Here is a 19,911-nt window from a genome sequence, read left to right as displayed (position 1 = left end):
TGACCGGCCGCGCCGCAGGTGTCAGATGGTGGCCGGCGTGCCCGGACGGGCGTGGGCGCCGAGAAGGGCCAGGCAGTTCATCCACAGGGCGTCGAGGCGCTGGGTGTTGTTGTAGAGCTTGGCGAAGAGCACCTGGCCCTCGAGCTGGGCGACGACGGAGCGGGCGGCCTCGTGGGTATCGGTGATGGTGACCTCGCCGCGCTCCCGGGCGTCGGTGATGACCGCGTCGACCATGTCGACCTGGGCATCGAAGATCTGCTGCAGGCGTGCGCGGACGGCTTCGGTCTGGTTGCTCATCTCCAGGGTGAGGTTCCCGAACAGGCAGCCCGAGACGGTGCCGCAGCTCTGCTGCCCGGCGCGCTGGCCGGCCTCGGTCTCCTCGAACAGCTGCCGCAGCCGCTGTAGCGGCTCGGCGTCGCTGCGCAGGATGCGGATCCAGTCGCGCTGCTGGCTGGCCCAGTGCTCGTCGATGACCGCCAGCGCGAGTGCCTCCTTCGACTCGAAGAAGTAGTAGAAGCTTCCCTTCGGCACGCCTGCGGCCTTGCAGATCTCGGCCACGCCCAGGGCAGAGTAGCCGCGCAGCTCGATGAGCGACTGCGCGGCGGTGAGGATCTTCTCCCTGGCATCGCTGCTCCGTCCCATGCTGCGAGTGTACGACCGGTCGTCTGGCGATTACTCGACCGGTCGGCTAGTGGGTTCGCATCCGACTCAGGACGGACCCCTAGAAAGTGGCACGACCCGGGCATTTGAGCCGGCGATCTTGACGGCCGCTCGTCACCCCGCCGCCCTTGACGGTGCTCGACCGGTCGTCTAGCTTCATAGGCGACCGGTCGGCTAGTGATCGGTCGGCAGCATCCACCACCACCCGGAGAAGGTCATCATGAGCATCCAGGGTCAGAAGGTCGTGGTCATCACCGGTGCGTCGCAGGGCATCGGCGCCGGCGTGGTCGCCGCCTACCGCAAGCTCGGCTACGCCGTCGTCGCCACCTCGCGTACCGTCGCCGCGTCCGACGACGCCGACGTTTTGACCGTCCAGGGCGACATCGCCGACCCCGCCACCGCCGAGCGCGTCATCACCGCCGGCATCGAGCGGTTCGGCCGTATCGACACCCTGGTCAACAATGCGGGGATCTTCGTCGCGAAGCCCTTCACCGATTACACCGAGGACGAGTTCGCCTCCGTGGTCGGCGTGAACCTGGGCGGCTTCTTCCGCATCACCCAGCTGGCCATCACGCACATGCTCGCCCGTGGCGGCGGCCACATCGTGAACATCACCTCCAGCCTGGTCGACAACGCGAACTCCGACGTGCCCTCCGTGCTGGCCTCGCTGACCAAGGGTGGCCTGCAGTCCGCCACCAAGTCCCTGGCCATCGAGTACGCCACTCGCGGCATCCGCACCAACGCCGTCTCACCGGGCATCATCAAAACCCCCATGCACCCGGAGGAGCAGCACGAGGCCCTCGGCAGCCTGCTCCCGATCGGCCGGATGGGCGAGCTGGGCGACATCGTCGACGCGGTGATCTATCTGGAGAACGCCCCGTTCGTCACCGGCGAGATCCTCCACGTCGACGGCGGCCAGAGCGCCGGTCGCTGAAGCAGGCGGGCCTGATTCGGGCATCGGTGGCGGCCCGCACCGCCGCGAGCCATCGGATGGCGCGGTTTCCGGGCCGCCAGTACCCCCCGTTTCAGCAGCACCGGTAAGCGCGACTACTTCCGACGGCCCCGGGCACCCCGCCTGGGCGTCAGAAAAGGAGAAAGGCAATGAAGGAGTTCCTGGTCGAGATCACCACCAACATCCCCGAGGGCACCGACCCGGCCGAGGTCGGCCGCCGCCGCGCCGCCGAGGCCGTCCGCGCCAAGGAGCTGGCCGCCGCCGGTCACCTGGTACGGCTGTGGCGCCCGGTTGGCGAGCGGCGCAGCATCGGCGTGTGGCGCGCCGACGACGAGGCCGAGCTCCACGGGAAGGTCCTCGGAACTCTGCCGCTGCGTTCGTGGATGACCCTGATGGTCACCGCCATGGAGTCCCACCCCAACGACCCGGGCAAGGCCGACGCGACCGTGTGAGCGCCATTCTCGTTCAGCGCTGCGCTCCGCCCATCCGCTCAACAGCACGGGAGACCACCATGCCCAGCACCGAGACCGAGATCCTTCGTGGCGTCCTCGACCAGTGGAAGTCCGCCGTCGACGCCCACGACCCCGATCGCGTCGCGTCGCACTTCACCGACGATGCGATCTTCCAAGGCCTGCACCCGTACGGCGTCGGCCCCGGCAGCGTCGCCGAGTACTACCACGCCCAGCCGATCGGCATGACGGCCGCATACGACATCCGCGAGACCCGGCGCCTCGCCGACGACCTTGTCCTCGGTTACCTCAGCGTCGACTTCGCGTTCACCGACCGGCCGGCCCTGCCCGTCTCCCTCAGCGTGATCGTGCGCCGGATCGGCAACGCCTGGTACATCAGCCACTATCAGGTGTCGCGGCTCGGACAACCGTAGGCAGCCGGGCGCAGCCGCCCCCTGGCGGTAGCGGCATCAATCTCCTGACCTGCGACAACAGGCCGGATCAGACGTTGAAGCGGAACTCCACGACGTCGCCGTCCTGCATGACGTACTCCTTGCCCTCGATCCGGACCTTGCCGGCCGACTTGGCGGCGGCCATGCTGCCGGCGGCGACCAGGTCGTCGTAGGAGACGACCTCGGCCTTGATGAAGCCGCGCTGGAAGTCGGAGTGGATCACACCGGCGGCCTCCGGCGCGGTCGCGCCGACCGGGACCGTCCAGGCCCGGGCCTCCTTGGGGCCGGCGGTGAGGTACGTCTGGAGCCCGAGCGTGCGGAAGCCCACCCGGACCAACTGGTCCAGGCCCGGCTCACTCTGCCCGATGGACTCCAGCAGCTCGCGGGCCTCCTCCTCGGGCAGGTCCACCAGCTCCGACTCGATCTTGGCGTCCATGAAGATCGCCTCGGCCGGAGCGACCAGGGCGCGCAGCTCGTCGAGGAACTCGGCGTTGCCCAGCTCCGCCTCGTCGACGTTGAAGACGTAGAGGAACGGCTTGGTGGTGAGCAGGTGCAGCTCGCGCAGGTGCTCGACCTCGATGCCCGCGTCGGCGGCACCCGCGTAGAGGGTGACGCCGGTGTCCAGCAGCTCGACGGCCTTCTTCGCGGCGGTCGCGGCGGCGGCCCGGTCCTTGCGGAGCTTGGCCTCCTTCTCCAGCCGCGGCACCGCCTTCTCCAGCGTCTGGATGTCGGCCAGGATCAGCTCGGTGTTGATCGTCTCGATGTCGTCGGCCGGCGAGACCTTGCCATCGACGTGCACCACGTTCGGGTCGGAGAACGCGCGGACCACCTGGCAGATCGCCGAGGCGTCCCGGATGTTCGCGAGGAACGCGTTGCCACGGCCCTGGCCCTTCGAGGCGCCGCGCACCAGGCCGGCGATGTCGACGAACGACACGGGCGCCGGCAGCACCTTCTGGGAGGTGAAGATCTCGGCGAGCTTGTCCAGCCGCTCATCAGGCAGCCCGACGACGCCGACGTTGGGCTCGATGGTGGCGAACGGGTAGTTCGCCGCGAGCACGTCGTTCTTGGTCAGCGCGTTGAACAGCGTGCTCTTGCCCACGTTGGGCAGGCCGACGATGCCGATGGTGAGACTCACGACGAGCCAGCTTACGCCGTTGCGCTCCAGCACCGGCACGCAGTGCCACCCGCGCCGCCCCGCCCGCCGGTGTCCGTTGTTGCCCTACGATGCCGCACGGTGGCAGACATGCGGACGACGTTGCAGTTCCTCATCATGGTCGACGGCCCGCTGGAGGCGACGGAGCTGCTGGACCTGATCCGCGCCCGGCTGCCCGAGGCGGTGCCGTACCGGAGGGATTCGGTGGACGTCCGCGGCAATCTGCTGGAGATCAACCCGAACGAGGGCGCCGACCCGCGGCTCGCCGCCACCGACGGGGACGACTACCTCTACTTCCGCTGGCGGGTCGAGCTCACCCCGACGGACCGCACGGTCGACGAGGCACACCAGATCGCGCTGACCCGGGAGCTGCTGCGGGCGATCGAGGGGCCACAGGTGCAGGCGACCGTGTGCGCGGCGTTCGAGGACCGGGTCTGACGCGCGGCGTCAGCCCAGCCGGCGCGGGGCGATGACCGTCTCCCGGACGGTGCCGTCCTCGGCGCGGCTGACCTCGTACGCCGAGACGCCGTCCCGGTCCGCGACCGCCTCGACCAGCTTGTCGCCGCGGTAGACCAGGCCGACGCCGTCGTCGGTGCAGTGGGTGACCGGCAGCGTGCCGTCGCCGACGAGCCGGTGGATCAGCGGCCGGCGCTGCGCCTCGCTGTCGTAGTGCACCCCGTTGCCGTACGGCAGCCAACCGAGCCCGTCGGTGAACGGGCGCAGCTCGGGGCCGAAGCTGTCGGTGGCCCCGCCGCGGTGCCAGCAGATCGAGCCGGCGGACACCCCGCCCAGCACCACGCCGGCCTGCCAGCACTCGTGCAGGATCTCCTCGAGCCCGTGCACCCGCCAGACCGCGACCAGGTTGGCGACGCTGCCGCCACCGACCCAGATCACGTCCTGGGCGAGCAGGTGGGCGCGGACGTCGTCGACGTTCGGCATCGGGAACAGCGCCAGGTGGGACACGCGGAACCGGGTGCCGGCGAACGCTCCGTGGATGGCGGTGAGGTTGGTGGGCTGGTCACCCACGGCCTGACCCAGGTAGCAGATCCGCGGCTCGGGGCCGGCCTGCGCCAGCTCGGCCCCCAGGTCGAAAATCGGGCCGGGTCGCAGATCGTACGGGCCGCGGTGGCGGCTGAAGAAACCCATGCTGGTGGCGAGGATGGTCGGTTCGCTGGCAGGCACGGTCGTCCTTCCGTCGGAGGGCCGCCGCCCATCCTGCCGGACCCGGCTCGGGGCGTCGGGTCGGCACCCGTGGACGTGGGCGATCGAGGGCTCAGCGTCACCCGCCGGCAGCGGCGAGCAGCGTACGCAGCAGGTCGGCGAGGCGGTCCTGATCCTCGGGCGGCAGGGTGTCCAGTACCCGGCGCTGCACCGCGAGGCCCGCGTCGGCGGCCTCCTCGACCACCTGGCGGCCGGTCTCGGTGAGGGTGACTTGGAGACCACGCCGGTCGGACGGGTCCGGCGAGCGGCGCACCAGGCCGGCGCGCTCCAGCCGGTCCAGGCGGCCGGTCATACCGCCGGAGGTGAGCATCAGCGAGGCGGTGAGGGCCTTCGGCGCCAGGGTGTACGGCGTCCCGGAGCGGCGCAGCGCGGCGAGCACGTCGAACTCGCCCCGGCCGATCCCCCACCGCGCGTAGACCCGCTCCTGCTCGTCGCCGATCAGTCGGGCCAGCCGGTAGATCCGGCCGAACACCGCCATCGGTTCGGGGCGCATGCCGGGGCGCTCCCGCTGCCACTGGGCGACGATGCCGTCCACGTCGTCCCGGGTCACCCGTTCCGCCACAGCCGGATTGTGCCGTACGTCGGCCCTTCCCATCTCTCTCATGCTTAAGTATCTTAGCACTAAGCTACTTAGCCCTGAGGAGTTGCGATGGACCGCCGTTGGACCGACGTGCTGCTGACCGCCGCCGCACCCACCGCCTGGGGCACGACCTACCTCGTGACCACCGAGTTGCTGCCGCCCGGTCGACCGCTCTGGTCCGGCGTGATCCGGGCGCTGCCGGCCGGACTGCTGCTGCTCGCGCTGACCCGACGCCTCCCCCGCGGCAGCTGGTGGTGGCGGTCGGTGGTGCTCGGCGCGCTGAACATCGGCGCGTTCTTCCCGCTGCTCTTCCTCGCCGCGTACCGACTGCCGGGCGGCACCGCGGCCGTTCTGGGGGCGGCCCAGCCGCTGCTCGTCGCCGGCCTGACCGTGCTGGTGCTCGGGGAACGCCCCCGGGCCCTGGCCGCGGCCGTCGTCGCGCCCGTCGGCGTCACGCTCGTGGTGCTGCGCCCCGGCGCCGGGCTGGACGCGGTGGGCGTCGCCGCCGGGCTGGCCGGCACCGCGGCGATGGCGACCGGGCTGGTGCTGGCCCGGCGCTGGGGGCGACCGCCCGGGGTGACCACGCTCACCGTCACCGCGTGGCAGCTCACCGCCGGCGGCCTGATGGTGGTGCCGCTCGCCCTCGCCGTCGACGGCCGCCCACCCGTGCCGGACCTGCCCGCCCTGGCCGGGTACGCCTGGCTCACCCTGACCGGCACCGCGTTGGCGTACGCGCTCTGGTTCCGGGGTGCGGCCCTGCTGCCGGTTACCCAGGTGTCGCTGCTCGGCGCGCTCAGCCCGCTCACCGCCGCGATGCTCGGCTGGCTGGCGCTGGACCAGTCGTTCACCGGCTGGCAGCTCGCCGGGTTCGCCCTGGCGGTCGGGGCCACCGCACTCGGCCAGCGCCCGCCGCGGGCGGCCGGTCAGGCGCGGCGGAGCTGGCGGGGCACGACCGACCCGGCCGGGGACCAACCGGCCGGGGCTCGGGTGTCGGCCGCCAACTCGTCGGGCGAGATCACGCCGGGAGCCAGCTCGGCGGCGGCCGCGAGCGGGAGCGTGAAGCGCTCGCCGGCCGCCGGGCCGGCGGCCTGCGACTCGCGCAGCATCCAGCGCACCTCGTCGACCGTCCAGCCCAACCCCGACCGGCCGGCGAGCTCCCGGACCAGTCGCAGGCCCGCGCGGGTGTCGTCGTCGTAGAACCGCATGCACCAGTGGTGGGCCCACATGCCGAGGGCCCGCAACCCCGCGTCGTCGAGGGAACGGGCCAGGCGCCCGCAGGCGGTGTCGGCGAACGGGCGGCCGGGATCGTCGGCGAGGTCGCGCTCGATCGCCCCGACCGCGGCCGGCGCCACCGCCCGCATCCGGCGGTAGAACTCCTGGAGGACGGCCCGGTCCAGTGGAGGGTGCCCGCTCCGCGTCGCTCCCCGACCCGCCACGCTCGCCATCGCCGCACCCTTCTTGAGTTGGTGGCCGGACGGTACCGCCCACTACCGACACTTTCGGCCCGTTCGAACCCTTGTCGCAGGTCAGCGCGATCGTGGTCGGAAACCGCCCCCCGCGGGGCGCGCCACCGCCCCGCGGCGGCGGCACGTCACGCGATGCCGGCGGGCCGGCGGCGGTGGCTCCAGTCGATCAGCGGCTGGAGGAGCGTCATCAGCTCGCGCCCGTCCGGGCTCGGGGCGTACGTGATCTGGACCGGGGAGGTCGGGATCACCGTCCGCTCGATCAGCCCGTCGGCCTCCAGCTCCTTGAGCCGCTGAGCGAGCAGCCGGTCGGAGATCCCGGCCACCGCCGCCCGGTACTCCCCGAACCGGCGCGCGCCGCGCAGCCCGGCCAGCAGGATCGCTCCGGTCCACCGGCGGCCGACCAGCTCGAGCGCGTCCTGGAAGACGCGGCAACCCGTGTCGTTGATGTCCTGGTATCGCCGCATCACGGCAGCCTGTGCGCTCGTCACTTATCAAAGATTAGTAGCTAACCTCGGGTTTGCCCAGTCGGGCGACGCTGGCCACGCTTGACCCATGACCGACTACCGACACCCGATCACCTTCGGTCTGAGCCTCGATCCGTCCGCCGACAAGCTCGACGAGACGCGACACCTGGCCCGGGCCGCCGCCGACAGCGGCTTGGAGTACCTCGCCGTCCAGGACCACGTCTACCAGCCCGGCCACCTCGACAGCTGGACCATGATCAGTCACCTGGCCGCCGAGACCAGCCGGATCTCCTTCCTCACCGACGTGGCCGACCTGCAGCTGCGCCCACCGACCATGCTCGCCAAGGCCGGCGCGTCGCTCAGCGTGCTCACCGGCGGGCGGATCGTCCTCGGCGTGGGCGGGGGGCCGAGCGCGGACGCCGTCGCCGCCATGGGCGGCCCACGGCGCGACGGCGCGGAGACCGTCACGTACACCGCGGAGGCGCTGCAGATCATGCACCGGGCCCTGGCCGGCGACGTCGTCCAGTTCCAGAGCGACCAGCACGCCGTCGAGGGGTACGCCGGCGGGCCGGTGCCGCCGGCGCCGGTGCCGCTCTGGCTGGGCGGCCAGCGACCGCGCATGCTCACCGTGGCCGGCCGGTACGCCGACGGGTGGATCTCGCCCCTCAACATCTACGTGCCGCCGGCCGACGTGCCGTCCCGGCAGCAGATCATCGACGACGCGGCGCGCGCCGCGGGCCGGAACCCGGCGGACATCCGCCGGATCTACAACGTCATCGGCGCCATCGGGCCGCAGGGCGGCGGAACCGGGCTGGTCGGCGACGTGCGGCTCTGGGTGGACACGCTCACGCGCTGGGCGGTCGACCTCGGCTTCGACACGTTCATCTTCTGGCCGATCATGTCGCCGCGCGCACAGCTGCGAGCCTTCACCGACCGGGTGGTCCCGGCGGTCCGCGAGCAGGTACGCGAGATCAGGGAGCAGCGATGACCCGGAACCCGGTCCTCCCCGCGCCACTGACCGGCAAGCTCGTCACGCCCGGCGACCGCCGGTACGCGCAGCTCCGTTCGACGTACACCACACGGCACTCCCCCGCCGGCGTGCTGCTGCCGGAGACCACCGCACAGGTGGTCGCCGCGGTCCGCTACGCCCGGGAGCGAGGGCTGCCGATCGCCGTGCGCAGTGGCGGACACGGCCTCTCCGGCGCGTCGTCCAACGACGGCGGCCTGGTCATCGACCTCTCCGCCCTGAACCGGATCGACGTGCTCGACGAACGCGCGCGGCTGGTCCGGGTCGAGGCGGGCGCGCGCTGGGCGATGGTGGCGAAGGCGCTGGCCCCGTACGGGCTGGCGATCAGCTCCGGCGACCACGGCAACGTGGGCGTCGGCGGCCTCGCCACCGGGGGCGGTGTGGGCTGGCTGGTCCGCCGGTACGGGCTGACGATCGACCACGTCCGGGCGGTGGAGGTCGTGCTGGCGGACGGGACGGTCGTGCGGGCCGACGCCGAGCACGAGCCGGAGCTGTTCTGGGTGGTCCGCGGCGCGGGCGCCGGGGCGGGCATCGTGGTCGCGTTCGAGATCGAGGCGCTCGAGGTGCGCAACGTCGGGCTCGCGCAGATCGCCGTCGAGGCCACGCCGGACGGCGGCACGCTGCGGCGGTGGGCGGAATACCTCCGTGCCGCGCCCCGGGAGCTGTCCACCGCCGCGGTGCTGTTCCCGTACGGGCGCTCGGCCGTCATGCAGATCACCGCCGTGGTCGCCGCCGAGAGTCTGCGCCGGACCCGGCCGCTGGTGGAGCCACTGCTCGCGATCGGCAAGCAGCTCGAGCACCGGACCGACCTGGTGCCGTACGCGGCGCTCGTGCCGATGGCCCACCTGCACCCGAACGTCGGGCAGCAGGCCAGCACGACCACCAACAGCCTGCTCACGATGGACGACGGGAGCGCCCAGGCGATCATGCGGGCGGCGACCGGGCCGAATCGGGCGCTGGTCCAGCTGCGGTCGGTGGGCGGCGCGGTCAACGACGTGGACCCCGGGGCCACCGCGTACCCGCACCGGCGCCAGGACACGCTCGCCGTCGGCTCGGTCTTTCCGCCGCAGGGCGGGACGGCGCTGGACGCCGCGTGGCGGGGCGTCGCGGCACGGGCCGACGGCGCGTACGTGAACTTCGAGGCGCGGCCGGACCGGGCGGCGTTCGACCGGATCTACCCGGGCGAGACCGGCCGGCGCGTGGCCGAGCTGTGGCGGCGGTACGACCCGGACGGCGTGTTCCGGCCGGCCCTGCTCACCCGGCAACCGAGCCGCCGCTGACCGCAGGGGCCCGGTGGGCGCGGTCGCGCCGGCCGGGCCCCACCCACGCTCCGGCGGTCCGCACGCCCAGGTCCGATTCCCGCCAGCCGAGGCCGGTCCGGGCGGAGCATCATCGGTGACGTGGAGTTGGACTTCGAGCGGTGCTACCGAGCCGTCGACAGCCGTGACCAGCGGTTCGACGGCTGGTTCTACACGGGCGTGACGTCGACCGGGATCTACTGCCGGCCGTCCTGCCCGGCCACCACGCCGAAGCGGCAGAACGTCCGGTTCTTCCCGTCCGCGGCGGCGGCACAGGGGGCCGGCCTGCGGGCCTGCCGCCGCTGCCGCCCGGACGCGGCGCCCGGGTCGCCGCACTGGGACGTCCGCGCCGACGTGGTGGGACGGGCGATGCGGCTGATCGCCGACGGCGTGGTCGACCGGGACGGCATTCCCGGGCTGGCCGCCCGGCTCGGCTACACCGAGCGGCACCTGCACCGGATGCTGCGCGCCGAGATGGGCGCCGGGCCGCTCGCGCTGGCCCGGGCCCAGCGGGCGCAGACCGCCCGGATCCTGATCGAGACCACCGGCCTGGGGATGGCGGAGATCGCGTTCGCGGCCGGGTTCGGCAGTGTGCGGCAGTTCAACGACACGGTCCGGGAGGTGTTCGGGGTGGCGCCGAGCGAGCTGCGCCGGTCCCGGGGGCAGCACTCGGCGCCGGCCGGGGCCGGGACGATCTCGCTCCGGCTCGCGTACCGCCCGCCGCTGCACGCGGCGGCGTTGCTGGACTTCCTCGCGCTGCGGGCCCTGCCCGGGGTGGAGGAGGTGCGCGACGGCACGTACCGGCGCGGGCTGCGGCTGCCGCACGGCGCGGGCGAGGCGACGCTCACCCCGGCGGACGGGCACGTGGCCGCCACCCTGCACCTGGCCGACCTGCGGGACCTGTCCCCGGCCGTGGCCCGCTGCCGGCGCCTGCTGGACCTGGACGCGGACCCGGTGGCGGTGGACGCGACGCTCGCCGCGGACCCGGCGTTCGCCGCCGCTGTCGCGACCGAGCCCGGCGTCCGCCTGCCCCGCTCGGTGGACGGCTTCGAGATGGCCGTACGCGCCGTCGTCGGCCAGCAGGTCTCGGTGACGGCCGCCCGCACGACCCTGACCCGCCTCCTCGCCCACGTCCCCACCTCCACCGCCCCTGTTGATCATGAGGTTGTCGCGCTCGCCGGTAGCGTGTCCCGACAACAACTTCATGATCAACCGGACGGGTTCGGAGAGGCGGGTGGGCTGCGGGGATTTCCTACCGCAGCCGAGGTGGCGGGGCTGCCGGACGAGGCGTTCGGCATGCCGGCCGCGCGGCGCGAGACGATCCGCGGGCTGGCCCGGGCGGTGGCCGAGGGCGAGCTGGACCTGGCGCCCGGCGGTGACCGCGAGGAGACCGTACGCCGCCTGCGCGCCCTGCCCGGCATCGGCGCCTGGACCGCGGGCTACGTCGCGATGCGCGCGTTCGGCGACCCGGACGTCCTCCTCCCCACCGACCTGGCGGTCCGGCGCGGCGCGGCCGCGCTCGGCCTGCCCGACGACCCGACGACCCTCGACGCGTACGCGGACCGCTGGCGCCCCTGGCGGTCCTACGCGGTGATCCGACTCTGGAGAGCGGCATGACCACGATCGACATTGCGGTGCTGGCCACCCCGGCCGGGCCGCTGAGCATCCTGACCGGCCCGGACGGGGCGGTCCGGGCGGCCGGCTTCACCGCGGACCCGGAGGCGCTGCTGCCCCTGGTGCACCCCGACCTGCGGGCGCCCCTGCGTTCGCGGGGCGACCTCGGCCCGGTCACCGCGGCCGTCCGGTCCTATCTCGACGGTGACCTCGACGCGATCGACGGGGTGCCGGTCGAGCAGCACACCGGCGGCGTCTTCCTGGCGCACGCCTGGCAGGTGCTGCGCGAGGTGAAGCCGGGCGAGCCGGTCACCTACACCGGGTTCGCCGGGCTGGCCGGCCGGCCCCTGGCCGTACGCGCCGCCGCGGCGGCCTGCGCCCGCAACGCCGCCGCCCTCTTCGTGCCGTGTCACCGGGTGCTGCGCACCGACGGGACGCTGGGCGGCTACCGCTGGGGGCTGGACGTGAAGAAGTGGCTTCTCGGTCATGAGCGGCGGTTGACGGCAAGCTGACACCGGCGGCCCGCACTTTTGCGGCTACCGTCGGGTAGTGCCTGCGGAGAGCGACGGCGACCCGGCCGCCCGGGTCGCCGCGGGCCCCCACCCGGTGCACAACCTCTGGCGGCTGCGGCACTACCTGCGCCCGTACGCGGCCGAGTTCGGCTGGCTGCTGGTCGCGGCACTGGCCGCCACCGGGGCGAGCATCGCCGTGCCACTCGTGGTGCAGCGGGTCGTGGACGGTCCGGTCGCCCGGAACGACCCGGCCGGCCTGCTCCGCCTCGGCGGCCTGGCCCTGGCCCTCGGGCTCGTCGAGGCTGTGCTGATCTTCGTCCGCCGGTGGGTGCAGTCCTCGTCCGCGGTCGGCATGGAGGCGGCGCTGCGCGCCGACGTCTACGGCCACCTGCAACGGCTGCCGGCCAGCTTCCACGACCGGTGGCAGTCCGGCCAACTGCTCTCCCGGATCACCAGCGACCTGTCGGTGATCCGCCGGTTCCTCTCCTTCGGCCTGCTCTTCCTCGTGCTCAACCTGGTCACCTATGCCGTCGTGGTGGTGCTGCTCATCCGGCTGCACCCGGTGCTGGGCCTGCTGGTGGCGGCCAGCGCGGTGCCGCTGTTCCTGATCAGTCGCCGGTTCGCCCGGCACTACCACGCCGCGTCCCGCCGGATGCAGGACCAGCAGGGCGACGTGGCCACGCTGGTCGAGGAGACCGCGCAGGGCCTGCGGACCATGAAGGCGTACGGCCGCGGCCCCGAGCTGGCGACCCGGTTCGCCGGCGCCGCCCGCGCGCTGCACGACACCGGCGTCGGCAAGGGTCGGCTGCTCGCGAGCACGTCGGCGCTGCTCGACCTGGTGCCGAACCTGACCCTGGGGCTGGTGCTGGTGGCCGGGGCGGCCGCCGCGGCGCGGGGCGTGCTCACCATCGGCGAGTTGGTCGCGTTCGTCACCCTCCAGCTGATGCTGATCTGGCCGGTCCAGTCCCTCGGCTGGATCATCGCGAACGGGCAGGAGGCGGCGACCGCCGCGGACCGGATCCAGGAGGTGCTGGACACCCCGCCACAGATCGTGGACGCCCCGGCGGCGGTCGCGTTGGTCCGCTCGGCGGTGCGCGGGCGGCTCCGGTTCGAGCACGTCTCGTTCCGCTATCCCGGCACGCCGGAGCCGGTGCTCCGGGACGTCGAGCTGAGCGTGGAACCGGGCGAGACGCTGGCCCTGGTCGGCGCGACCGGCTCCGGCAAGAGCACCCTGCTCTCGCTGGTGCCCCGGCTGCACGACGTGACCGGCGGCCGGATCACCCTGGACGGGCACGACCTGCGCGACCTGCGGCTGGACTCGGTGCGCCGCCTGGTCGGGGTGGCGTTCGAGGAGCCGACGCTCTTCTCCATGTCGGTCCGGGAGAACCTCACCCTGGGTCGCCCCGAGGCCGGCGAGGAGGACGTCGCGGCCGCGCTCGCGCTCGCCCAGGCCGACTTCGCGTACGAGCTGCCGTGGGGACTGGGCACCCGCGTCGGCGAACAGGGGTTGTCCCTCTCCGGCGGGCAGCGGCAGCGGCTGGCGCTGGCCCGGGCGGTGCTCGGCCGGCCCGCGCTGCTCGTCCTCGACGACCCGCTCTCCGCGCTCGACGTGCAGACCGAGGCGCTCGTGGAGGCGGCGCTGAAGCGGGTGCTGCGGGAGACGACCGCGCTGCTGGTGGTGCACCGGCCGTCGACCATCGCGCTGGCCGACCGGGTGGCGCTCCTCGACGGCGGCCGGATCACCGCGGTCGGCCGCCACTCGGAGCTGCTCGCCACCGTCCCGGCGTACCGGGCGCTGCTCTCCGCCGAGCCGCCGACCGACGGCCCGCCGGCGCCCGGGCGGGCCGCCGGCCACCCGTCGGACGGGCGTGGGTTGGTGCGGTCGTGACGACCCGGGCGTCCGGCCGTGGTCGACCGTCCCGCGACGAACCCGGCCGGTCACGATGGCCGCTACGACAGCCCGACCGCCGGCGGTCGGCACACGGGCACGAGACCGCCCCGCCGTCGCGGGACGACCTCGCGAACGCGCGCGGGGACGACGCTCCCGGCGCGTACGGCGACGGCGCCGGGCCCCACGGCGACGGTGGACCACCCGGCGACGGCGGGGCGCACGGCGGCGAGCCGGAGCTGACCCGCTGGCGTGGACAGGCGACCGACCCGGACGCCGACCGCAGCCGCGCCGAGGACACGACGCCGGAGGCGGTCGCCCGGCTCCGCGCCCGGAGCCGGGCGCTCCTGGCCGACCTGCTGCGCCCGCACCGGCCCCGGCTCGCCGTGGCGGTGGCGCTGCTGCTGGCCCAGAACGGCGCCGCGATGGCCGGGCCGTACCTGGTCATGCTCGGCATCGACCGCGGCATCGCGCCGCTGCGGGCCGGCGACCCCGGGCCGCTGGCCGCCGTGGCCGGGGCGTTCGTCGCGGCGTCGCTGACCGAGTACGCGGCCCGCCGCGGCTTCCTCACCCTCTCCGCGCGGATCGGCCAGGCCGTCCTGCTCGACCTCCGCCGCCGGGTGTACGGGCACTTCCAGCGGCTGTCGGTGGCCTTCCACGAGCGGTACACCTCCGGCCGGATGGTCTCCCGGCTGACCAGCGACCTCGACTCGATCGCCGAACTGGTCGACGGCGGCATCGACAGCCTGGTGCTCGCCGCGCTCTCGATCCTGTCGGTGGCCGGCATCCTGCTCTGGCTGGACCTGCCGCTGGCCGCGGTGACCCTGCTGGCCTTCCCGTTCCTCTACTGGCTGTCCCGCTGGTTCGCCCGGGCGTCGGCCGGCGCGTACCGGCGCACCCGGGAGGCGGTGGCCCTGGTCATCGTCCACTTCGTCGAGTCGATGCGGGGCATCCGCGCGGTGCAGGCCTACCGGCGGGAACCGCGCAACCAGCGCATCTTCGTGGCGCTCAGCGACGACTACCGCCGGGCCAGCCTGCACGCGTTCCGGTTGATCGCCACGTACTCGCCGGGCATCAAGGTGATCGGGAACGTGACCGTGGCCGTGGTGCTCTGCTACGGCGGCTGGCGGGTCCTCCACGGGGACACCGAGATCGGGGTGCTCGCGGCGTTCCTGCTCTATCTGCGGCGCTTCTTCGAGCCGATGCAGGAGCTGAGCCAGTTCTACAACTCGTTGCAGTCCGCCACCGCGGCGCTGGAGAAGCTGGCCGGGGTGCTGGACGAGCGGCCCGCGGTCGCCGAGCCGGTCCGGCCGGTGCCGCTGACCCGCGGTGCCGTCCGCGGCGAACTGGCGTTCCGGGGGGTCTCGTTCGGCTACCGCCCGGACACGCCGATCCTCACCGACCTGGACCTGGCCGTGCCGGCCGGGCAGACCGTCGCGCTGATCGGGCCGACCGGTGCCGGCAAGTCGACCGTCGCCAAGCTGGTGGCGCGGTTCCACGACCCGGTCGCCGGCACGGTCAGCCTGGACGGGGTCGACCTGCGCGCGGTGGCCGACGCCGACCTCCGCCGGGCCGTGGTCCTGGTCACCCAGGAGAACCACCTGTTCAGCGGCACGGTCGAGGAGAACATCCGGTTCGGCCGGCCGGACGCGTCCGACGCGGCGGTGCGGGACGCGGCCCGGGCGATCGGCGCGCACGACTTCATCGCGGCGCTTCCCGACGGGTACGCCACCCAGGTGCACCGGCGCGGCGGCCGGCTCTCCGCCGGGCAGCGGCAGCTGGTCGCGTTCGCCCGCGCGTTCCTGGCCGACCCGACCGTGCTGATCCTCGACGAGGCGACCTCGTCGCTGGACGTGCCGACCGAACGGCTGGTGCAGCGGGCGCTCGGCACCATCCTGCGCGACCGGACCGCCCTGGTCATCGCGCACCGGCTCTCCACCGTGGAGATCGCCGACCGGGTGCTGGTCCTGGACGGCGGCCGGATCGTGGAGGACGGCCCACCGGACCGGCTCGCCGAGGCCGGCGGTCGCTACGCCGACCTGCACCGGCAGTGGCAGCAGTCCCTGCGCTGACCCACCCGCCCAGGTCGTGGCTACCACTGGTCGACGTGCAGCACCTCGTCCAGGGGCTGCCGGTTCGCCGGCCGGAAGCCCGCACCCGTGTACCAGGCGGTCGGGATCAGCGCCGCCTGGCGCACCTCCTCCGGGAGGCCGAGCAGCTCGGCCACCTCCGCCTCGTACGTCAGGTGCAGCGTGGTCCACGCGGTCCCCAGGCCGCGTGCCCGGGCGGCGAGCATGTAGCTCCAGACCGCCGGCAGCAGGGACCCCCAGAGCCCCGCCTGGTTGCCGGCCGCCAGCTCGCCGCCACCGTGCAGCCGCAGGCACGGGATCATGAGCACCGGCACCTGGCCCATCCGGTCGCCGAGCCAGGCCACGCTCTCCCCCACCCGGCGCTGCACCGCGGCCCGCGCCGGGTCCTCGGGGAACAGCCGCGCCGCCGACCCCTCCGAGGCGAGGTACGCGTGCACCGCCCGCTGGTAGAGCAGGCCGATCTCGGCCCGCAGCATCGGGTCGGTGACCACCACGAACTGCCAGCCCTGCCGGTTGGAGCCGCTGGGCGCCTGGAGCGCGATCTCCAGGCACTCGCGGATCAACTCCATCGGCACCGGCCGGGTCAGGTCCAGCCGGCGGCGGACCGTGCGGGTGGTGGTGAGCAGCTCGTCGGGGCTCAGCTGAGGCGTCGGCACGAATTCCATCGTGGCACGTGGGTTAACGCGTGGTCCCGCCGTTGGCGGCTGCCTACGATCGCAGGATGACTGATACGGCGAGGACGGCCCGCGCCGGCCTCCCCGAGCGTCCGACCCTGGACGGGCTCGAGGAGACCTGGGCGCGCCGCTGGCAGGAGGAGGGCACGTACGCGTTCGACCGCTCGAAGGAGCGCTCGGACGTATACGCGATCGACACGCCTCCGCCGACCGTATCGGGCGAGCTGCACATGGGGCACGTCTTCTCGTACACGCACACCGACACCGTCGCCCGGTTCCAGCGGATGCGCGGCCGGGCGGTGTTCTACCCGATGGGCTGGGACGACAACGGCCTGCCGACCGAGCGGCGGGTGCAGAACGTGTACGGGGTGCGCTGCGACCCGGCGCTGCCGTACGACCCGGTCTGGCGGCCGCCGGCCACCCCGGTCTCCGACGAGGTCCGGAAGAACCCGATCCCGATCTCCCGGCGCAACTTCATCGAGCTCTGCGAGCGGCTCACCGTCGCCGACGAGCAGGTCTTCGAGGCGCTCTGGCGTCGGCTCGGGCTGTCGGTCGACTGGTCGCTGACGTACACCACGATCGGCCGGGTCGCCCGGGCCACGAGCCAGCGCGCGTTCGTGCGCAGCCTGGCGCGCGGCGAGGCGTACCAGGCGGAGGCGCCGACCCTCTGGGACGTCGGCTTCGGCACCGCGGTGGCGCAGGCCGAGTTGGAGGACCGGGAGCGCCCCGGCGCCTACCACCGGCTGCGGTTCACCGGCCCGGGCGGGCGCGAGGTGCTGATCGACACCACCCGCCCGGAGCTGCTGCCGGCGTGCGTGGCCCTGGTCTGCCACCCGGACGACGAGCGCTACGCCGACCTGGTCGGCGTCACCGCGCGGAGCCCGCTCTTCGGAGTGGAGGTGCCGGTGCACGCCCATCCGCTCGCCGACCCGGCCAAGGGCACCGGCCTGGTGATGGTCTGCACGTTCGGCGACCTGACCGACGTGACCTGGTGGCGGGATCTGCGACTGGAGACCCGCGTCGTGATCGGCCGGGACGGGCGGCTGCTGCCGGAACCGCCGGCGGGCGTGCCGGCGCAGCCGTACGCGGCGCTGGCCGGGCAGACCGTCAACGGCGCCCGACGGGAGATCGTCGGGATGCTCGCCGACGCGGGCGACCTGGTCGGCGAGCCGCGCCCGATCACCCACCCGGTCAAGTTCTACGAGCGCGGCGACCGGCCGCTGGAGATCGTGTCGACCCGGCAGTGGTATCTGCGCAACGGCGGGCGCGATCCCGAGCTGCGCGCGGAGCTGCAGGCCCGCGGCCGGGAGCTGCACTGGGTGCCGGAGCACATGCGGCACCGCTACGAGCACTGGGTGAGCGGCCTGACCGGCGACTGGCTGGTCAGCCGGCAGCGCTACTTCGGCGTGCCGGTGCCGGTGTGGTACCGGCTCGACGACGCTGGCGAGCCGGTCTGGTCCCACCCTCTCACGCCGGACGAGTCCGCGCTGCCGGTCGACCCGTCCACCGACCCGCCGCCGGGCTACGACGAGTCCCAGCGCGGCCAGCCCGGGGGCTTCCTGGGCGACCCGGACGTGCTGGACACCTGGGCCACGTCCTCGCTGACGCCGCAGATCGTCGGCGGCTGGGAGACCGACCCGGACCTCTTCGCCCGGGTCTTCCCGATGGACCTGCGCCCGCAGGGGCACGACATCATCCGCACCTGGCTCTTCGCCACCATCGTCCGGTCCCACTTCGAGCACGGCGTGCTGCCCTGGCGGGACGCGGAACTCTCCGGCTGGATCCTCGACCCGGACCGGAAGAAGATGTCCAAGTCGAAGGGGAACGTGGTCACGCCGCTCGCGCTGCTGGAGCAGCACAGCTCGGACGCCGTGCGGTACTGGGCGGCGAGCGGCAAACCCGGCATGGACCTGGCCTTCGACCCCGCCCAGATCAAGATCGGCCGGCGGCTCGCCACCAAGCTGCTCAACGCGTCGAAGTTCGCCCTCGGGCTCGGCGCCGCCGACGCGTTGCGCGCCGCCGCGACCGAGCCACTGGACCGGGCCATGCTCGCCGAACTCTCCGGCGTGGTCACCGCCGCGACGTCCGCCTTCGAGGGGTACGACCACACGGCAGCCCTGCTGGCGACGGAGTCGTTCTTCTGGCGGTTCTGCGACGACTACATCGAGCTGGTCAAGGAACGCGCCTACGGCACCGGCCCGCGCGCCGACTCGGCCCGGGCGGCGCTGGCCACCGCCCTGTCGGTGCAGTTGCGGCTCTTCGCTCCGGTGCTGCCGTACGTCACCGAGGAGGTCTGGTCGTGGTGGCGGTACGGCTCGGTGCACCGCGCTCCGTGGCCGACCACGTACGAGGTGGGTCGCGCGATCGAGGGCGAGGGTGACCCGGAGCTGCTCCGGCTCGCCGGGGAGGCGCTCAGCCAGGTGCGGCGGGCCAAGTCGGAGCGGAAGCTCTCGATGCGGGCCGAGGTGCCGCTGGCCGAGGCGCTCGGCCCGGCGGCGATGCTGGCGAACCTCACGCTGATCGCCGACGACCTGCGGGCCGCCGGCCGGATCGGCAAGCTGGACCTGCTGCCCGACCGCACCACCGAGTTGGTGATCGCCTCCGCCTTCTGATTCCTGGTGATCCCCGGGGTCGCCTCGGGGATCACCAGCCGCGCAGGAAGCGGAGCCCGAGCAGGAACGCGACCGCGGCGGGCCCGACCAGCAGGGTGATGGCCTGAAGCCGGTACGGCATCCGGTGCCGGGTCAACTCGACCGCGTTGCCGAGCACGATCACCCCGGCCAGCATCAGGAACGCCCCCCACCAGCCGGTGTCGCCGAAGTCCACCAGACCGGCGCGGATCACCTGGAAGGTGGCGCCGAGCAGCGCCCCGGCCAGCGCGAGCAGGGCCACCGCCCGATGCAGCCCCCGGGCCAGCGGATGCGCCGGCCGCCACACGTAGGTGCCGGCCACCGCGAGGCAGGGCAGCATGATCATTACTGGCCAGCCCCGGGACATCACGCCGAACATGAGCAGCGCGCCGGTGGCGAAGACCAGGGTGCCGACGCAGGCGACGACGTACCCGGCGAAGGCCCGCCCGCCGCCCCGGGCCAGCAGGGGCCCGCCGCTCGCGGCGATCAGGGCGCCGGGGATCAGCACGAACCCCGCCCACCAGTGGAAGTGACCGCTGCCCTGGGCGACCGTAGTGGTCGCGGCGGCGGCCGACCCGGTCACGCCCAGGCTCACCAGCCAGTGCCGCGCGCCCGGATACGGCCGGCGTGCCAGCACCTGTCCCGCTTCTGCACTCACGCGTCCAGCCTCGCCGACCGGGCCGGCCCGGTCCATCCGGCCAGCCCTACCTTCCCAGGGCGGGTGAACCGCCCCCTGCCGGCCCGGCACCCCCGCCCCGTGTGCGCGGCGCGTGACGGCCGA

General features: G+C 73.7%; 18 protein-coding genes and 2 pseudogenes. 12 read left to right on the top strand and 8 right to left on the bottom strand.

Annotation, left to right across the window (positions count from 1 at the left end; genetic code table 11):
- Positions 1–21: 21 nt before the first annotated feature.
- Positions 22–642: a TetR/AcrR family transcriptional regulator gene (locus O7603_RS25775; protein ID WP_281572331.1), complete on the bottom strand. Its 621-nt coding sequence runs from the start codon at positions 640–642 to the stop codon at positions 22–24.
- A 238-nt stretch (positions 643–880) separates the two neighbouring features.
- On the opposite strand from O7603_RS25775, the gene O7603_RS25770 reads away from it, so the two are divergent.
- The 3 genes from O7603_RS25770 to O7603_RS25760 all read left to right on the top strand — a co-directional run bounded on the left by O7603_RS25770 (position 881) and on the right by O7603_RS25760 (position 2,495).
- A complete protein-coding gene (locus O7603_RS25770) occupies positions 881–1,594 on the top strand; it encodes an SDR family oxidoreductase (protein WP_281572330.1) in 714 nt (237 codons plus the stop codon).
- A 167-nt stretch (positions 1,595–1,761) separates the two neighbouring features.
- Positions 1,762–2,064, top strand: a complete 303-nt coding sequence (locus O7603_RS25765) for a muconolactone Delta-isomerase family protein (protein ID WP_281572329.1) — start codon at positions 1,762–1,764, stop codon at positions 2,062–2,064.
- A gap of 59 nt (positions 2,065–2,123) precedes the next feature.
- On the top strand, positions 2,124–2,495 hold the full coding sequence (locus O7603_RS25760; RefSeq protein ID WP_281572328.1) for a nuclear transport factor 2 family protein: 372 nt from the start codon (positions 2,124–2,126) through the stop codon (positions 2,493–2,495).
- A 67-nt stretch (positions 2,496–2,562) separates the two neighbouring features.
- Here the strand turns inward: O7603_RS25760 and ychF are convergent, their stop codons facing one another.
- Positions 2,563–3,648: a redox-regulated ATPase YchF gene (gene ychF, locus O7603_RS25755; RefSeq protein WP_281572327.1), complete on the bottom strand. Its 1,086-nt coding sequence runs from the start codon at positions 3,646–3,648 to the stop codon at positions 2,563–2,565.
- 99 nt (positions 3,649–3,747) lie between these two features.
- On the opposite strand from ychF, the gene O7603_RS25750 reads away from it, so the two are divergent.
- The gene (locus O7603_RS25750) at positions 3,748–4,104 is read left to right on the top strand and encodes a hypothetical protein (RefSeq protein WP_281572326.1); all 357 of its coding nucleotides are present in this window, start codon (positions 3,748–3,750) and stop codon (positions 4,102–4,104) included.
- A gap of 9 nt (positions 4,105–4,113) precedes the next feature.
- Here O7603_RS25750 and O7603_RS25745 read toward each other — a convergent pair whose 3' ends face one another.
- Both O7603_RS25745 and O7603_RS25740 read right to left on the bottom strand, forming a co-directional pair.
- The gene (locus O7603_RS25745) at positions 4,114–4,848 is read right to left on the bottom strand and encodes a peptidase E (protein ID WP_281572325.1); all 735 of its coding nucleotides are present in this window, start codon (positions 4,846–4,848) and stop codon (positions 4,114–4,116) included.
- 97 nt (positions 4,849–4,945) lie between these two features.
- Complete coding sequence (locus tag O7603_RS25740; RefSeq protein WP_281572324.1) at positions 4,946–5,449, bottom strand: MarR family transcriptional regulator; 504 nt, start codon at positions 5,447–5,449, stop codon at positions 4,946–4,948.
- Positions 5,450–5,536: 87 nt separating this feature from the next.
- Here O7603_RS25740 and O7603_RS25735 point away from each other — a divergent pair.
- Positions 5,537–6,304, top strand: a pseudogene (locus O7603_RS25735) (EamA family transporter); the annotation flags it as partial.
- An 86-nt stretch (positions 6,305–6,390) separates the two neighbouring features.
- Here the strand turns inward: O7603_RS25735 and O7603_RS25730 are convergent.
- Complete coding sequence (locus O7603_RS25730) at positions 6,391–6,912, bottom strand: hypothetical protein (protein WP_281572323.1); 522 nt, start codon at positions 6,910–6,912, stop codon at positions 6,391–6,393.
- Between the two features lie 146 nt (positions 6,913–7,058).
- Positions 7,059–7,397, bottom strand: coding sequence for a helix-turn-helix domain-containing protein (locus O7603_RS25725; protein WP_281572322.1), 339 nt, complete (start codon positions 7,395–7,397; stop codon positions 7,059–7,061).
- An 88-nt stretch (positions 7,398–7,485) separates the two neighbouring features.
- On the opposite strand from O7603_RS25725, the gene O7603_RS25720 reads away from it, so the two are divergent.
- The 6 genes and pseudogenes from O7603_RS25720 to O7603_RS25695 all read left to right on the top strand — a co-directional run.
- Complete coding sequence (locus O7603_RS25720) at positions 7,486–8,385, top strand: LLM class flavin-dependent oxidoreductase (RefSeq protein ID WP_281572321.1); 900 nt, start codon at positions 7,486–7,488, stop codon at positions 8,383–8,385.
- Positions 8,382–9,704: an FAD-binding oxidoreductase gene (locus O7603_RS25715; protein ID WP_281572320.1), complete on the top strand. Its 1,323-nt coding sequence runs from the start codon at positions 8,382–8,384 to the stop codon at positions 9,702–9,704. The genes O7603_RS25720 and O7603_RS25715 overlap by 4 nt, the downstream gene beginning before the upstream one ends.
- A gap of 120 nt (positions 9,705–9,824) precedes the next feature.
- On the top strand, positions 9,825–11,339 hold the full coding sequence (locus tag O7603_RS25710; protein ID WP_281572319.1) for an AlkA N-terminal domain-containing protein: 1,515 nt from the start codon (positions 9,825–9,827) through the stop codon (positions 11,337–11,339).
- On the top strand, positions 11,336–11,848 hold the full coding sequence (locus O7603_RS25705) for a methylated-DNA--[protein]-cysteine S-methyltransferase (protein ID WP_281572318.1): 513 nt from the start codon (positions 11,336–11,338) through the stop codon (positions 11,846–11,848). The genes O7603_RS25710 and O7603_RS25705 overlap by 4 nt, the downstream gene beginning before the upstream one ends.
- A gap of 37 nt (positions 11,849–11,885) precedes the next feature.
- Positions 11,886–13,736: an ABC transporter ATP-binding protein gene (locus O7603_RS25700; protein WP_281572317.1), complete on the top strand. Its 1,851-nt coding sequence runs from the start codon at positions 11,886–11,888 to the stop codon at positions 13,734–13,736.
- 248 nt (positions 13,737–13,984) lie between these two features.
- Positions 13,985–15,808, top strand: a pseudogene (locus O7603_RS25695) (ABC transporter ATP-binding protein); the annotation flags it as partial.
- 20 nt (positions 15,809–15,828) lie between these two features.
- Here the strand turns inward: O7603_RS25695 and O7603_RS25690 are convergent.
- Positions 15,829–16,482: a nitroreductase family protein gene (locus tag O7603_RS25690; RefSeq protein WP_281572316.1), complete on the bottom strand. Its 654-nt coding sequence runs from the start codon at positions 16,480–16,482 to the stop codon at positions 15,829–15,831.
- A gap of 65 nt (positions 16,483–16,547) precedes the next feature.
- Between O7603_RS25690 and valS the strand changes: the two genes are divergently transcribed.
- A complete protein-coding gene (gene valS / locus O7603_RS25685) occupies positions 16,548–19,112 on the top strand; it encodes a valine--tRNA ligase (RefSeq protein ID WP_281572315.1) in 2,565 nt (854 codons plus the stop codon).
- A 31-nt stretch (positions 19,113–19,143) separates the two neighbouring features.
- Here the strand turns inward: valS and O7603_RS25680 are convergent, their stop codons facing one another.
- On the bottom strand, positions 19,144–19,788 hold the full coding sequence (locus O7603_RS25680) for a hypothetical protein (protein ID WP_281572314.1): 645 nt from the start codon (positions 19,786–19,788) through the stop codon (positions 19,144–19,146).
- Positions 19,789–19,911 lie beyond the last annotated feature (123 nt).

The sequence above is a fragment of the Micromonospora sp. WMMD812 genome, assembly GCF_027497215.1.
GTDB lineage: Bacteria > Actinomycetota > Actinomycetes > Mycobacteriales > Micromonosporaceae > Micromonospora.
This window is presented reverse-complemented; position numbering and strand designations above follow the sequence as displayed.

Bases quoted from the DNA above. Each gene is read 5' to 3' on its own strand.
- O7603_RS25705 (WP_281572318.1), top strand. From the start codon at position 11,336: ATGACCACGATCGACATTGCGGTGCTGGCCACCCCGGCCGGGCCGCTG.
- O7603_RS25770 (WP_281572330.1), top strand. From the start codon at position 881: ATGAGCATCCAGGGTCAGAAGGTCGTGGTCATCACCGGTGCGTCGCAG.
- O7603_RS25760 (WP_281572328.1), top strand. From the start codon at position 2,124: ATGCCCAGCACCGAGACCGAGATCCTTCGTGGCGTCCTCGACCAGTGG.
- valS (WP_281572315.1), top strand. From the start codon at position 16,548: ATGACTGATACGGCGAGGACGGCCCGCGCCGGCCTCCCCGAGCGTCCG.
- O7603_RS25730 (WP_281572323.1), bottom strand. From the start codon at position 6,912: ATGGCGAGCGTGGCGGGTCGGGGAGCGACGCGGAGCGGGCACCCTCCA.
- O7603_RS25725 (WP_281572322.1), bottom strand. From the start codon at position 7,397: ATGCGGCGATACCAGGACATCAACGACACGGGTTGCCGCGTCTTCCAG.
- O7603_RS25775 (WP_281572331.1), bottom strand. From the start codon at position 642: ATGGGACGGAGCAGCGATGCCAGGGAGAAGATCCTCACCGCCGCGCAG.
- O7603_RS25720 (WP_281572321.1), top strand. From the start codon at position 7,486: ATGACCGACTACCGACACCCGATCACCTTCGGTCTGAGCCTCGATCCG.
- O7603_RS25765 (WP_281572329.1), top strand. From the start codon at position 1,762: ATGAAGGAGTTCCTGGTCGAGATCACCACCAACATCCCCGAGGGCACC.
- O7603_RS25715 (WP_281572320.1), top strand. From the start codon at position 8,382: ATGACCCGGAACCCGGTCCTCCCCGCGCCACTGACCGGCAAGCTCGTC.